The organism is Mesorhizobium sp. CA14, assembly GCF_020165195.1.
GTDB lineage: Bacteria > Pseudomonadota > Alphaproteobacteria > Rhizobiales > Rhizobiaceae > Mesorhizobium.
Genome location: NZ_JAIUHR010000029.1, coordinates 75076 through 89739 on the forward strand (window position 1 = coordinate 75076; position 14664 = coordinate 89739).

The 14664-nt window shown below is 64.8% G+C and carries 13 protein-coding genes; 6 read left to right on the plus strand and 7 right to left on the minus strand.

The features are described from left to right. Window position 1 precedes the first annotated feature (1 nt). Window positions 2-1003 (plus strand): xanthine dehydrogenase accessory protein XdhC, encoded by a 1002-nt coding sequence (gene xdhC, locus LB565_RS24610; protein WP_224588523.1) that lies wholly within the window; start codon window positions 2-4, stop codon window positions 1001-1003. 28 nt (window positions 1004-1031) lie between these two features. Here the strand turns inward: xdhC and dps are convergent, their stop codons facing one another. Beyond that, on the minus strand, window positions 1032-1520 hold the full coding sequence (gene dps / locus LB565_RS24615) for a DNA starvation/stationary phase protection protein Dps (RefSeq protein WP_224588511.1): 489 nt from the start codon (window positions 1518-1520) through the stop codon (window positions 1032-1034). A 225-nt stretch (window positions 1521-1745) separates the two neighbouring features. Between dps and LB565_RS24620 the strand changes: the two genes are divergently transcribed. Then, the gene (locus tag LB565_RS24620; RefSeq protein ID WP_224588512.1) at window positions 1746-2576 is read left to right on the plus strand and encodes a PhzF family phenazine biosynthesis protein; all 831 of its coding nucleotides are present in this window, start codon (window positions 1746-1748) and stop codon (window positions 2574-2576) included. Between the two features lie 4 nt (window positions 2577-2580). Here LB565_RS24620 and LB565_RS24625 read toward each other — a convergent pair whose 3' ends face one another. From LB565_RS24625 to LB565_RS24635, 3 genes are all read right to left on the minus strand, one after another. Continuing rightward, a complete protein-coding gene (locus LB565_RS24625) occupies window positions 2581-3831 on the minus strand; it encodes an LLM class flavin-dependent oxidoreductase (protein WP_224588513.1) in 1251 nt (416 codons plus the stop codon). Next, on the minus strand, window positions 3828-4793 hold the full coding sequence (locus LB565_RS24630) for an LLM class flavin-dependent oxidoreductase (RefSeq protein ID WP_224588514.1): 966 nt from the start codon (window positions 4791-4793) through the stop codon (window positions 3828-3830). The genes LB565_RS24625 and LB565_RS24630 overlap by 4 nt, the downstream gene beginning before the upstream one ends. A 303-nt stretch (window positions 4794-5096) precedes the next feature. Further along, complete coding sequence (locus LB565_RS24635) at window positions 5097-6017, minus strand: LysR family transcriptional regulator (RefSeq protein WP_224588515.1); 921 nt, start codon at window positions 6015-6017, stop codon at window positions 5097-5099. Between the two features lie 283 nt (window positions 6018-6300). On the opposite strand from LB565_RS24635, the gene LB565_RS24640 reads away from it, so the two are divergent. The 4 genes from LB565_RS24640 to LB565_RS24655 all read left to right on the plus strand — a co-directional run bounded on the left by LB565_RS24640 (window position 6301) and on the right by LB565_RS24655 (window position 10682). Further along, window positions 6301-7527, plus strand: coding sequence for a urate hydroxylase PuuD (locus tag LB565_RS24640; protein WP_224588516.1), 1227 nt, complete (start codon window positions 6301-6303; stop codon window positions 7525-7527). A gap of 2 nt (window positions 7528-7529) precedes the next feature. Continuing rightward, on the plus strand, window positions 7530-8843 hold the full coding sequence (guaD, locus tag LB565_RS24645; protein WP_224588517.1) for a guanine deaminase: 1314 nt from the start codon (window positions 7530-7532) through the stop codon (window positions 8841-8843). Window positions 8844-8922: 79 nt separating this feature from the next. Next, window positions 8923-9426, plus strand: a complete 504-nt coding sequence (locus LB565_RS24650; RefSeq protein WP_224588518.1) for a heme-degrading domain-containing protein — start codon at window positions 8923-8925, stop codon at window positions 9424-9426. Next, a complete protein-coding gene (locus tag LB565_RS24655) occupies window positions 9423-10682 on the plus strand; it encodes a glycerate kinase (protein WP_224588519.1) in 1260 nt (419 codons plus the stop codon). The genes LB565_RS24650 and LB565_RS24655 overlap by 4 nt, the downstream gene beginning before the upstream one ends. A 275-nt stretch (window positions 10683-10957) precedes the next feature. On the opposite strand, the gene LB565_RS24660 is transcribed toward LB565_RS24655, so the two are convergent. From LB565_RS24660 to LB565_RS24670, 3 genes are read right to left on the minus strand one after another with little or no spacing between them, the layout of a single operon-like run. Next, window positions 10958-11731, minus strand: coding sequence for a UdgX family uracil-DNA binding protein (locus tag LB565_RS24660; RefSeq protein ID WP_224588520.1), 774 nt, complete (start codon window positions 11729-11731; stop codon window positions 10958-10960). A gap of 49 nt (window positions 11732-11780) precedes the next feature. Continuing rightward, on the minus strand, window positions 11781-13187 hold the full coding sequence (locus tag LB565_RS24665) for a glutamine synthetase family protein (RefSeq protein WP_224588521.1): 1407 nt from the start codon (window positions 13185-13187) through the stop codon (window positions 11781-11783). Window positions 13188-13198: 11 nt separating this feature from the next. After that, on the minus strand, window positions 13199-14575 hold the full coding sequence (locus LB565_RS24670) for an aspartate aminotransferase family protein (protein WP_224588522.1): 1377 nt from the start codon (window positions 14573-14575) through the stop codon (window positions 13199-13201). Window positions 14576-14664: the final 89 nt, after the last annotated feature.

Genomic DNA, 14664 nt, shown 5'->3' on the forward strand with positions numbered 1-14664 from the left:
GATGAACTCGAAAGCACAACAGCTGAAGGAATTCCTCGGCCGGGTCGGCCAGGCTGTATTGGTTGAAGTGGCGGCGACGAAGGGTTCGACGCCGCGCGAAGCCGGTGCGTTCATGCTTGTCTCGGCATCGTCGATTTTCGGCACCATCGGCGGCGGCCAGCTCGAATATATGGCGATCGACAAGGCGCGGCAGATGCTCTCCTCCCGTGAGGGGGAGATGGCCGCGAAGCGGCCAGAGGGGGACGCCACAGAAGGCACCGCCAAAGCGCGGAGCACTGCGCGGGCGACCCCACCCGGCGGCTCCGCCGCCACCCTCCCCTCGAGGGGGAGGGGGGTCCGCATCGAGGTTGATGAAGTCTGCGCCACGCTTGATGTCCCCCTCGGGCCAGAAATCGGCCAATGCTGCGGCGGCCGCGTCGAGGTGCTGATCCGCCTCGTCGATGCTTCGCTGGAGCAGCAACTGATCGCCAAGGCTGAATCGGAAGAGGCGCATCTGCCGCATGTCTATCTCTTCGGCGGCGGCCATGTCGGCCAGGCGCTGGCCGCGTCGCTGGCGCTGCTGCCGATCCATGTGGTCGTCGTCGAGACCCGATCCGAGGCGTTGGAAGGCATGCCGGAAACGGTGGAGACGCGGCTGACGCCAATGCCCGAAGCCGTGGTGCGCGATGCGCCGGCGGGCGCGGCCTTCGCTGTCCTGACCCACGATCATGCGCTAGATTTCCTGATCGTCGCCGAGGCGCTGAAGCGCGACGACAGCGCCTATGTCGGCATGATCGGCTCGAAGACCAAGAAGGCAACCTTCAGGAGCTGGTTCCTGAAATCCGCAGAGGGCAGCGAAGCGCAGTTCGGCCGGCTTATCTCGCCGATCGGCGGCAATGCGGTGAAGGACAAGCGCCCATCGGTGATCGCAGCACTTGCGGCCGCCGAGATCATGACGGCGCTGGTGTCGCACGCCGCGGAAGTGCCAAGCTCAGCCAGCGTTGACAAGGCGATGGCCGGCTGATCCAGCCGGCCGGGCAAGGAAAGTCTGGCTATTCCTTTTCCTGCGTGTGTGCCTCGAGGAACCACAGCAATTTGTCGAGCGAGCGCGAATAGGCGGTGAAGATGTCCGCTGTGTCGCGATCGCCGGCGTCGTCCGCTTCGTCGATCGCTTCGCGCGCCAGCTTGGCGGCCGTGGCATAGCGGTCGATCAACGCTGCCAGATGATCCTTGGTCTTGTGGATGTCGGTCGGATAAGGCTTCAACCTCGTCGCCTTCGACACCTCCTGCGAGGTGCCGTGCGCGGTGCCGCCGAGCTGCACGGCGCGCTCGGCGATGATGTCGACATGGCCGTCGATCTCCTCGCGGAATTCGTCGAGCATCTCGTGGATGGCGATGAATTGCGGGCCTTTGACGTTCCAATGCGCCTGCTTGGTGATCAGCGCCAGGTCGATGGCGTCGGCAAGCCTGGCGTTGAGCAGATCGATCGATTCCTTCTTGGCATCGGATTTGAGGTCGTTCTTGGTGACGATGGCGTCCATGGTCGGCTCCTGTCCCGCTGCGTCGCTTGATGAAAGCTGAAGGCGGCCCGAACGACCGCCAACCGTCAGAACGGCGGTGGGTCGAATTTCGTTCCTCATCGGATTGAATAGCATCATTCCGATTGCAGGTGTGACTGGCGCTCACCGCTGCTCGCCGCTTTCTTCATTTCCCAAAGCGGCTTGAAACGTGTTTGTTGCGCCTCGCGCGACAACGAGGCCACGAACATGGACGTATTGAGGATCGCAGCCTTTTCGGACGGGAACACCGGCGGCAATCCCGCCGGCGTGGTGATCGGCGAGACGCTGCCCGACGCCGCCGACATGCAGCGTGTCGCGGCCGAAGTCGGTTTTTCCGAAACCGCCTTCGCGGCGCCCGAGGGCGACGGCTGGCGCATGCGCTACTTTTCGCCGGAGTCGGAAGTGCCGTTCTGCGGCCATGCGACCATCGCGCTCGGCGCGGCGCTGGTCAGGAAATTCGGCGACGGCATTTTCAAGCTGACCCTCAATCAGGCGGACATCACCGTCGAAGGCTTTCGCGATGGCGCCAACTTTGCCGCCGCGTTGCAGTCGCCACCGACGCGCAGCAGGCCTGCGTCGGCCGAACTGGCCGGGGAGGCTCTCGCCTTGTTTGGCTATCAGCCGGGCTATCTCGATCCCGCGCTTCCACCGGCGCTCATCCATGGCGGCGCCGATCATCTCGTGCTGGCGCTGAAGTCGCGCGAGGCGCTGGCCGCCATGGCCTATGACTTGAAGCAAGGCCAGTCCTTCATGCGGCGCGAAGGCCTGGTCACGATCCTGCTCGCCTGTGCCGAGACACCGCGCCTCTTTCACACGCGTAATCCCTTCGCGTCCGGCGGCGTCTACGAGGACCCGGCGACGGGTGCCGCGACCGCTGCCTTTGCCGGCTATCTACGCGATCTCGGCTGGCCGCATGGCGGCGCCATCGATATCGTCCAGGGCGAGGATATGGGCATGCGCTCACGCCTTCATGCCGATATTCCACCGGCTCCCGGCAGCTCGATCAGGGTTTCCGGCACGGCGCGGCTGATGGACTAAAGCCCTAAATCGGCCGCTTGAGGCCGAGATGCTCGCGCAACGTACGGCCTTCATACTCCTTGCGGAACAGGCCGCGCCGCTGCAGCTCCGGAACCACCAGCATCGCGAAGGCGTCGAGCTCGCCCGGGAACCAGGACGGCATCACATTGAAGCCGTCTGCCGCGCCGCCTTCGAAACGGGCCTGCAACTCGTCGGCGACCTGTTCGGGAGTGCCGACGACGCGCCAATGGCCGCGCGCGCCGGCAAAGTAACGCGCGAGCTCGCGGATCGAGAGCCCGTCCCGGCGCGCCTGCTCGATGACCAGCGCCTGCCGGCTCTTCATGCCTTCGCTCTCCGGCAGTTCAGGCAGCGGCCCGTCGATCGGATAGCGCCAGAGGTCGGAGATGCTGAGATAGCTGGAGAGCAGCGCCACGCCGACATCGTCGGGGATCAATTCCTGCAGCGCATCATATTTCGCCTGCGCCTCGGCTTTCGTTGCCGCGACGATCGGCGCGACGCCGGGCATGATCTTCACATCGTCCGGCTGGCGTCCGTAAGCGGCGAGCCGCCCTTTGAGATCGTCATAGAAGGCCTTGGCTTCGTCGAAAGTCTGCGCCGCCGAGAACACGACATCGGCCGTGCGGGCGGCAAGGTCCTTGCCGTCGTCGGAGGCGCCGGCCTGCACCATCACCGGCACTCCCTGCGGCGAGGGCGGTATGTCGAGCGGATCGCGCACCGAGAAGCTCTCGCCGTCATGGCCCGCAACGCGCCGATTCCACAAGCCGGTGACCACCGTGGCGAACTCGCGTGCCCGCGCATAGCGATCCGCATGCGGCTTCAAACCCGTCGCGCCGAAATTCGCGGCTTCGATCGGGCTCGCCGAAGTCACCAGGTTCCAGCCGGCCCGGCCGCCGCTCAGATTGTCGAGCGAAGCAAACGTCCGCGCCAGGCCATGGGGCTCGTTGTAGCTGGTCGATGCGGTAGACACGAGACCGATGCGCTCCGTCTGGATGGCAAGGGCGGAAAGCAGGCTGATCGGCTCGAAGCCGATCGAGCGCGACGTCTGGCTGGCGATCTGGACATCGGCTTCGCGCAGGCCGGCGGCGTCCTCGCAGAACACCATGTCGAACTTCGCCGCTTCGGCCGTGCGGGCAAGTTGTACGTAGTGGTCGATGTCGGTGCCAGCCGTGACATGCGCGTCCGGATGACGCCAGGCGGCGATGTGATGGCCCGTCGCCCACAAAAACAGGCCGAGCTTCATCTGGCGCGCGCTCATTTTGCGCCTCCTTCGCCGAGCCCGAGACGGGCACGCAGCGTCGCGCCTTCCCGGCTCTGGCTGGCCAGCTCGTGGCGGCGGATCTCCGGCAGAACGCGGTCAGTAAAACTCTGAAGCCCCTGAACGTCAGCCGGCAAAGCAAGATGAAGGCCATCGCAGCCGCTCGAGCCCGGCAAGGCTCGACGCCTGTCGACATTGGGCTCGGATCCGATGGCGACCGTCAGCAGCACCTTCGCGGCCGCCGGTTTGCGGCCTGCGGCAAGCGCCCGGCGTCTCAGGTCGGCGCTAACAGCATTGGCAGCCTCGGCCGACTGTTCCTCGATCAGGATGACGTCGGCGACACGGCTCGCAAAATCACGATCAGCTCCGCCTGAGGCGGACATGACCAGCACTGGCGTGTTCTGCGGCGAGCGGGCGATGTTCAGCGGCCCGCGCACCGCGAAGAACTCGCCCTTATGGTCGAGAACATGCATCTTGTCGGGATCGTGGAACCGTCCGCCCGCCTTGTCGAACAGCAAGGCGTCGGCATCCCAGCCGCGCCATAGGCCCTGAACGATGTCGATATATTCTTCCGCGCGACGGCGAAAATCATCGTCCGAGAAACCTTCGGGTCGGCTGAAGTTCGCTGCCTCGCGCGGGTTCTGCCTCAGCGTAGCGTTCCAGCCGATGCGGCCATGGCTGATGATGTCGAGCGAAGCAAGCCGGCGCGCCAGATTGTAGGGCTGATGCGCGAGCGTCGAGGCGCTTGCGACGAGGCCGATCCTGTCAGTCACAGTCGCCAGCGCGGCCAGCAACGTCGTCGCTTCGAACGGGCTGTTCGATGGCGCATCCGCGGAATCGGAGATGATGACCATGTCGACGCCCGCCGCTTCCAGGTTCCGCACGAAGGCGCTGATCTGGCCGAAGTCCAGGATGTCTTGTCCGTTGGCGGCGGCAATGTTGAGCGAAACGGCAAGATGCATCGTGTGGCCCTTCGGCTGCCTTTGAAATCGGGGCAGCCGCTTTGGCTACCAACCTAGGCGCGCTTTCGCGCAAGGCAACGGGAACAAGTGGGCCACCGGGCTGTGACTTGCCAACCAGCGTCGCGTACCTCGGCGTAGATGTCTTGACGGCCCGAATGTTGCGTTGGCGGTCATAAATTTTGGCGATTAGCCCGAAGCGCCCTCTCGTCGTCATTCTATGGCGGAGCAAGGAGCGCTTCGCCTCGCTCCGCCTGTGGATGACGACGTCACGGAACCTTCGGCCAGTCCCCAAGCCGTGCAACGCTACTTCCCCGCCAAGATATCCTTGATCAGCCGCTGGCAGCGCTCGGCCATGAAGTCGAGCAGCAGCCGCACCTTCGGGTCCTGCAGCTTCTTGTGCGGATAAACGGCGGCGAATTGCACCGGTGTCGGCGGTGTCTTGGCCAGGATCACCTTCAGCCGCCGGTCGCGGATGAAGGGCTCGACCTCGAAACGCGGCTTGTTGATGATGCCGCGCCCCGACAGCGCCCAGCCGGTCAGCACGTCGCCGTCGTCGGTGTCGTAAGGGCCGTGCACCTCGAATTTCTGCACGCCGCCCGGCGTCTGCAGGGTCCAGACGAATTCGCGCGCGCCGGCATAGCGCAGCATCAGGCAATCGTGCTTCTTGCCGACCAGTTCCTGCGGCTCGGCCGGCTCGCCGCGTGCTTCGAGATATTTCGGCGCGGCCACCAGCACGCGCTCGCATTCCATGATGCCGCGCATCCTGAGGCTGGAATCCTCGATGATGCCGAGGCGGAAGGCGACGTCGATGCCTTCCTTCATGATGTCGACATTGTGGTCGGAGAGTCTCAGCCGCACCTCGATATCGGGGTATTTGTCGTGGAAGTCCGGAATGCCGGAAGCGATCAGCCGGCGGCCGAGGCCGAGCGGTGCCGTAACCCTGATCGTGCCGCGCGGCTGGCCGGAAAGGGCTGCGACCGCGGCTTCCGCCTCGGTGATCGCATCCAGCACCTGCTTGGCGCCGGTGTAGAACACCGTGCCGTGCTCCGTCGGCATCAACTGACGGGTCGTGCGGTTGAACAGCCGGACGCCCAGATGTTTTTCCAGCTCCTTGATGCGGTTGGAGGCGACAGCGGGCGAGATTCGCATGTCGCGCCCCGCCGCCGACAGGTTTCCCAGCTCGACGACACGGACGAAGACAGCGATGTTGTCGAGATAGGCCATGCGGGTTTCGTGGCTCTTGAGCGGCTGCGCGAAGCTGTGTGGAGATTCAGGTGATGCCGGCCTGCAAACGCCGGGTTCCTGCGCTTCCGGTGCTCACCTACTTCAAGTACGCTCCGCTCCGGTTCTCGGAACCCGCTGTTTTCGGCTCGGCCTGACCTGAATCCTCACACACCTTAGGCAACCCTAGTATTTTCCATTTTTTTTTGAAAGTCATCGCGCACCTCGCCTCTTTTCGTTTGCGCGCCAGACCGTAAAGTCGCTCTCATCGGCAGGGACGAATGCAATGATGGATTTCGCGATTTTCTGGGACTGGCTGAGCTTCGCGGTCCGCTGGCTGCATGTCATCACCGGCATCGCCTGGATCGGCTCGTCCTTCTATTTCGTCGCGCTCGACCTCGGCCTGCGCCAGCGGCCCGGCCTGCCTGCCGGCGCCTTCGGCGAGGAGTGGCAGGTGCATGGCGGCGGCTTCTACCATATCCAGAAATATCTGATCGCTCCGGCCGAGATGCCGGAGCACCTCACCTGGTTCAAATGGGAATCCTACGCCACCTGGCTGTCGGGCTTCGCCATGCTCTGCGTGGTCTATTACGCCGGTGCCGACCTCTTCCTGATCGATCCCAACGTGCTCAACATCTCGGTGCCGGTCGGCATCCTCCTGTCGCTGGCCACCATCGGCGTCGGCTGGATCGTCTATGACCTGCTCTGCCGCTCGCCGCTGGGCAAAAGCGACACCGGGCTGATGCTGGTGCTCTATTGCGTGCTGGTGTTCATCGCCTGGGGGCTGACGCATCTTTTCACCGGCCGCGCCGCGTTCCTGCATCTTGGCGCCATCACCGCCACCATCATGTCGGCCAATGTCTTCATGGTCATCATCCCCAACCAGAAGATCGTCGTCGCCGACCTGATAGCCGGCCGCAAGCCCGACCCGAAATACGGCAAGATCGCCAAGCAGCGCTCGCTGCACAACAACTATCTGACCTTGCCGGTCCTGTTCCTGATGCTGTCGAACCACTACCCGCTGGCCTTTGGCACCCAGTTCAACTGGGTCATCGCTTCGCTGGTCTTCATCATCGGCGTTCTGATCCGGCACTATTTCAACACCGTGCATGCCAGGAAGGGCAACCCGACCTGGACCTGGCTCGGCGCTGCCGTGCTGTTCATGATCATCATCTGGCTGTCGACCGTGCCGAAGGTGCTGACCGGCGAGCCGAAGACCTCCGCCGCAACCGCCGCCGCGCAGGTCTACATCGCCTCGGCGCATTTCCCGGCCGTGCGCGACACCGTGGTTGGCCGCTGCTCCATGTGCCATACGGAGGAGCCGGTCTATGAAGGCATCTACCATGCGCCGAAAGGCGTGCTGCTCGACACCGACGAGCGCATCGCCGAGCATGCGCGCGAAATCTACATCCAGGCCGGCCGGGCGCATGCCATGCCGCCCGCAAACGTCACCCAGATCACCGACCAGGAAAGGGCCCTTCTGGTCGCCTGGTTCGAAGGCGCCGGAAAGTAAGCATGACAGCGAAAATTCTGCGCGGCCGCACGCTCTCCTTCCTGCGTTGGCCCGAAACGATCGACGACCATTCCGCCTGGCGCTACGAGGAAGACGGCGGGCTGCTGGTCGACAACGGCAGGATCGCCGCAGCCGGCTCCTATGCCGAGGTCTTGAAGAAGGCGGGCGCCGGCGTCGAGACGATCGACCATCGCCCGCATCTGATCCTGCCGGGTTTCCTCGACGCCCACGTTCATGTGCCGCAGATGCAGATCATCGCCTCCTACGGCGCCGAGCTGCTCGACTGGCTGAACAAATACACCTTTCCGGAAGAGTCGAAGTTCCAGAACGCGCAGCACGGCCGCCGCATCGCCAGGGTCTTCCTCGACGAGATGCTGCGCCAGGGCACGACGACCGTCGTCGCCTATTGCTCAGTGCACAAATCTTCGGCCGAGGCCTTCTTCGCCGAGTCGCATGAGCGCAACATGCTGAACATTGCCGGCAAGGTGATGATGGACCGCAACGCGCCGGACGGCGTGCTCGATACGCCGCAGACCGGCTATGACGATACCAAGGCGCTGATCGCCGAATGGCACGGCAAGGGCCGCCAGCTTTATGCCATCACGCCGCGCTTCGCCATCACCTCTACGCCCGAGCAGATGGAGATGGCCGGCGTGCTCTGCCGCGACCATCCCGATCTCCACATGCAGACGCATCTGTCGGAAAACCACGCCGAGATCGCCTTCACCCAGGAGCTCTATCCCTGGTCGCGCGACTACACCGACGTCTATGAGCATTACGGCCTGCTCGGCAAGAAGAGCCTGTTCGGCCACTGCGTCCATCTGTCGGAACGCGAGGCGGATGCGCTGTCGCAATCGGGCTCCGTGGCCGTGTTCTGCCCGACATCCAACCTTTTCCTCGGCTCCGGCCTATTCGATTATCAGCGCTACCGCCGGCGCGAGAAGCCGCTCAGGATCGCTGCCGCCACAGATGTCGGCGGCGGCACCAATTATTCGATGCTGCGCACCATGGACGAGGGCTACAAGGTGATCGCGCTGAACGGCGAGAAGCTCAACCCGTACCAGTCCTTCTGGCAGCTGACGCGCGGCAATGCCGAGGCGCTTTCCGTGGCTGACAGGGTCGGTACGCTGGATGAAGGCACTGATGCCGATATCGTCGTGCTCGATGCTCATGCGACGCCCGGCATGCGGCTTAGGATGGAGACTGTGGAGACGCTGGCGGAAGAGCTCTTCCTGCTGCAGACGCTGGGCGACGATCGCGTCGTGCGTGAGGTCTATGTGGCGGGCCGGCCGGCGAAGAGCGCCATTGTGGCATAACGCCATTCCATGCCCTCGGCGCTTGACCCGGCGTCAGCCATCGGCCAAAGCGTGCGTCGACATTTGACAGGGGAACGCCATGGCCTTCGCCGACGACATCGCTCTGATCAAGAAACAGGAAGCCACGCTGGTCTTTGCGGCCTTCGATGAGGCCGTCGCCTTCAAGATCGGCTCTGCCATCAGGGACCGGGCTCTGAAGGAAGATCTTCCGATCATCGTCGACATCAGGACTTTCGACCGGCCGCTCTTCTATGCCGCGATGCCGGGATCCAACGCGTCCAATCCCGATTGGGCGCGGCGCAAGATCAATGTCGTGAGGCGCTATCTCGGAAGCACCTATCGTCTTGTGCTTGAGCAGCAACGGCCCGACCGCACCTTCAAGGTCGGTGAAGGACTGGACATCGCCGATTATGTGCTCGCCGGCGGCGGCTTTCCGGTCACGGTGAAAGGTGCCGGCGTCATCGGTGTCATCGCGGTCTCTGGCCTGCCGGAGCGCGAAGACCATGGCGTCGTGGTCGATGCGCTTTGCGCCCATCTTGGCATCGACCCGAGCGGGCTCGCACTGCCGCCGGAAGAAAAATGACCGACCCGAAAAGCTTCCTCACATCGATCTTCAACGCCGCCGTCGCCGCTGCTGACCCGGAAAAGACGATCCGCAATCATTTGCCGGCAAAGCCGAAGGGCCGCACCATCGTCATCGGCGCGGGAAAAGGCTCGGCGCAGATGGCGGCGGCCTTCGAGAAGGTCTGGGACGGGCCGATCGACGGGCTGGTCGTCACCCGCTACGGCTATGGCGCCAGATGCGAGCGCATCGAGATCATCGAGGCGGCGCACCCGGTCCCGGATGCCGCCGGTCTCGAGGCGTCGCGCCGGCTGCTGGAGAAAGTGCGCGGGCTGACTTCGGACGATCTGGTCGTGGCGCTGATTTCCGGCGGCGGCTCGGCCCTGCTGCCGTCGCCCGCTTCCGGGCTGACGCTTGCCGATGAGATCGCCGTCAACGAGGCGCTGCTTGCCTCCGGCGCGCCGATCGCGGCGATGAACACCATCCGCAAGCATGTCTCGACCATCAAGGGCGGACGCCTGGCCGCCGCGGCGCACCCGGCCCGGGTCGTGTCGCTGGTCGTCTCCGATATCCCGGGCGACAATCCGGCGCTGGTCGCATCAGGACCGACTGTTCCCGACACCGGCAGCCGCGCGGATGCGCTGGCCTCGATCGCCGCCTATGGCATGAAGCTGCCGGCCTCGGCAATGGCGCATATCCAGTCTTCGGCCGCGGACGCGCCGCGTCCCAATGATCCGCGCTTTGCTGGCAACGAGGTGCACCTGACCGCCTCGGCCGGCGTGTCGCTGGAAGCCGCAGTCGCCGAAGCGAAGCGGCAAGGCATCGAGGCTGTCATCCTGTCGGATGCTATCGAGGGCGAAGCGCGTGAAGTCGGCGGCGTCCATGCCGCGATCGCGCGCGAGGTGGCGACGCGCAACCGCCCCTTCGCCAAGCCGGTATTGATCCTCTCCGGCGGCGAGACGACGGTGACATTGCGCGCCAAGGGCAAGGGCGGCCGAAATTCCGAATTCCTGCTCGCCTTCGCGATCGGCATCGACGCCGTGAATGGCATCGATGCCTTGGCTGCCGACACCGACGGCATCGACGGCTCGGAGAACAACGCCGGCGCCTTCGCGGACGGCTCGACCGTGGCGCGCATGCGCGCGGCAGGCGTCGATGCCAAGGCGATGCTTGCCGGCAACAATGCCTGGACGGCGTTCAACGCGGTCGGGGATCTGTTCGTGCCCGGGCCGACAGGCACGAATGTGAATGATCTGAGGGCGATTCTCATCCGCTAGCGGCAAAGCTTAAAGGTCGTCATTCCAGGGCGAAGCAGGAGCGAAGCTCCGTCGCGAAGACCCTGGAATCCATTCCGTGACCTGAGCCGTAGGATGCAGCGGAGCAGAACTCTGCACCGTTGCGGCGCTCGTATGTCACGGAATGGATCCTCGGGTCTGCGCGCGTCGCTTCGCTCCTTGCTCCGCCCGTGGATGACGACGCGACGAGCGTTTCCGCCAATCTAAGTCGCAGGATACGTGCGTCTACGCGAGGCTCGTTCGGGCGCCTAAATTGATCACGCCCCCATCAGCTGCTTCACCTTCCGCATATCCTGCAAAAACCGCTCCTTCTCGGCCTCCTTGTCCTCCCGATCGCGGATGCGCAGGATGAAGGACGGGTGGATGGTCACGAACACGCGCAAGCCATCCTCGCGCTCTATCAGATCGCCGCGCATCTTGGTGATCGGCACCGCCTTGCCGAGCAGCGACTGCGCCGCCGTCGCGCCGAGCGCCACGACGAGGTTCGGCTTGACGAGGTCTAGCTCCTTGTCCAGCCACCAGCGGCAGGCCTGGATTTCGCCGGCATTGGGCTTGGAATGGATGCGCCTCTTGCCGCGCGGCTCGAATTTGAAATGTTTGACCGCATTGGTCACGTAGACCTTGCGGCGGTCGACTTCGGCATCGTCCAAAATGCCGTCCAATATTCTGCCGGCCGGGCCGACGAAAGGCTTGCCGGCCAGATCCTCCTGATCACCCGGCTGTTCGCCGACGAAGACTACGTCCGCGCTCTCCGGTCCTTCGCCGAACACGGTCTGCGTTGCGTCATGCCAAAGCGGACAGCGGCGGCAGCCTTTCGCCTCTTCGCGCAACTCCGGAATATCTTCGGCTTCAGGCGCCACCACATCGGCCGGCTCGGGCGTCGGCCAATTCTTGGCCTTCACCTTGGCATGGCGCGGTGCTGGGGTGGTTGGCATCCGGTCGATCATCTCTGACGCGGCTCTGTCTGCTCCTGCTATCAAATGTGGAATGAGCGAGGCCTCGGGAAGGTTCCGCCAATATTTCTTCGGCATCTCCTTCCGTCGGGCAAAACGAGATCGCCGCGCCTGTCAGGCGCTGTGCTCAAACCTCATGCAGGTAGAGATGATAGTCCAGTTCGCTGACCGTCCGCGCGACGCGCAGATATTCCGCTTGCTTGATCGCCACGAAGGTCCGGTGCAGGTCGGGGCCGAGCGCCGATTTCAGGAAATCGGAGCCTCTGGCTGCCTCGATCGCGGCGCGCCAGTCGGCCGGCATGCTCGACTTCTCCGCTGCCTGTTCGTAGCCGTTGCCGGTCGTCTCGGGACCAGGGTCCAGACCCTCGTCAAGGCCCTTGACGATGCCGGCCAGAACCGTTGCGGCGACAAGATAGGGATTCGCGTCAACGCCCGACGGCCGATGCTCGATGCGGCGGTTCTTGGTGTCGCCCGCCGGCACGCGCAGCGCCACCGACCGGTTGTTGACGCCCCAACTGGGCGCCACGGGCGCGTAGGATTGCGAGACGAAGCGGCGCCATGAATTGGCGTGCGGCGCAAACACCAGCATCGATTCCGCCATGGTGTGGATCAGGCCGCCAAGCGCGTTGAGCAGCTTTGATGACCATTTCTCGCCGGCGCCCTCGGTGAAGACATTGCGGCCGGCGTCGTCCTGCAGCGAGACGTGGAAATGCATGCCGGAGCCGGCATAGGCCTCGATGGGCTTGGCCATGAAGCAGGCGGTGACACCGTGCCGGCGCGCCTGCGCCCGGACCAGCCGCTTCAGCATGACGAGGTCGTCGGCCGCCCGCATCACGTCCTTGCGGTAATTCAGCGTCAGCTCGTATTGGCCGGGCGCGTATTCGGAAATCACGGTTTCGGCCGGAATGCCCTGCGCCTTGGCCGCGGCATAGATGTCGGAAAACAGCGGCTCCATGCCATGCAGATGGTCGACCGAATAGACCTCGGTCTTGGCCGAGCGGCGGCCGTCGAGCACCGCGCGGGCAGGCTGAACCTTGCCATCCGCGTCGCGCTCATTGGACAGCAGGAAAAATTCAAGCTCGAAGGCGCCCGCCGGATGCAGTCCGCGCGCCGCCAGCAATTCCACCTGCCTTGCCAGCACCAGCCGCGGGTCGGAGGTCATCGGCTGGCCGTCGAGATGGTGCATCGACATCAGCACCTGGCCGCGCGGCGGGTTGGTGCCGAAGAGCGGCACAAGCGTGCCGGGGATCGGCCATGCCCTGAGGTCGCCGTCGCCTGTGTCCCACACCAGTCCGGTTTCGTGCACATCCTCGCCGGTGATGTCGAGGCCGAGGATCGAGATCGGCAGGTGCCGGCCGTTCTCGAAAATGCCCATGAGCTCGTGCCGGCGCACGATCTTGCCGCGGCCGATTCCGTTGGCGTCGGTGAGCACGATGTCGAACGCCTCGATCTCAGGATGCGTGTCGAGAAAAGCCTTCGCCTCGGCGGGCGTCGAGCCGGAAGGAGACGTGGTAACGGCGTTCAGATTGTCCATCGCCGCTTTTCTCATGCCGCAAGCCTGGCCGCAACCGCGGCGAAGGCGGCGATCAGCCGGCTCACTTGCGCGGAAGTCGTTGCCGGCGAAATCAGCATCATGTTGTGGAACGGCGCGATCAGCACGCCGCGATTGACCAGCGCGACATGGATGGCGGCTTCCAGCTCCGGCGCATGCGCCTTCTCCGCCTCGCCGCCATTGCCGAGCGGTCCGGGCGCGCAGATGAACTCGACGCGGGCGCCGACCCGCGCCACATGCCAGGGCAGCTTGTTTCGCTCGATGACGGCGGAGAGCCCCGCATCGAGCCGGCGCGCCAGCCGGTCCATATGGGCGTAGGCCGCCTCGGTCATCACCTCTTCCAGCGTCGCGCGCATCGCCGCGAATTGCAGCGGGTTGGCCGACAGCGTCGTGCCCATGCCGGAATAGCCGGGCTCCTTCACCCGGTTGTAGGCGCCGTAGCGCGTGGCGACCTCTTCGCTCATGCCCCAGATGCTCGCCGGCACGCCGCCGGCCACCGGCTTGCCGAGCACGAACAGGTCCGGCTCCAGCCCGTGCTTGCGCGTGTAGCCGCCGGGGCCGGTCGAAATGGTGTGCGTCTCATCGATCAGCAGCAGCGTGCCGGCCGCGCGGGTCAGGCGCCGCAGCGCGTCGTGGAAGCCGGGTTCCGGCAGCACCATGCAGGAATTGGTCAGCACCGGCTCGGTGATGACGCAAGCGACGTCGCGGCCCGCCAGCGCTGCTTCCAATGCGGCAACATCGTTGAACTCGACGATCTTCGTTGTTCGCGTCAGGTCGCGGAATTCGCCGGCCAGCCCAGGCCGGTTGACGGGTTTGCCGTCGATCAGCCGCACCATCGTCTCGTCGACCGAGCCGTGATAGCAGCCGTTGAAGACCAGGATCTTCTCGCGCCCGGTCACCGCGCGGGCGACGCGCAGCGCGAAGCGGTTGGCATCGGTGGCGGTGGTGGCGATCTGCCAGTAGGGCAGTCCGAAGCGCTGCTGCAGGAGCGGGCCGATCGCCAGCGCGTCCTCGCTGGGCAGCATATAGGTCAGCCCACGCCCGGACTGCCGGCGGATGGCGCGGGCGACGGCCGGCGGCGAATGGCCGAGCATCGAGCCGGTATCGCCGAGGCAGAAATCGTCGAGCTTGTTGCCGTCGATGTCGGTGATGGTGGCGCCTTTGGCGCCGTCGACCAGGATCGGAAACGGCGTCGGCCAGTCCGTCATCCAGTGCATCGGCACGCCACCGAGAAAGCCGGCAATGCCGTTGCCGAGCTTCGCCTCGGATTTCGGCCGCGCCTTGCGGAAGGCGGCCGCTTCCGCCTCGCGCAACTCGGCGATTCGGGCGATGTCGATGCCGCCGATGGAAGTCCGGTGGATTGAATGCATGAAGTCCCCCTCAGGCAGTAGGCAGTAGGCAGTAGGCAGTAGGCAGTAGGCAGTAGGCAGTAGGCAGTAGGCAGTAGGCAGTAGGCAGT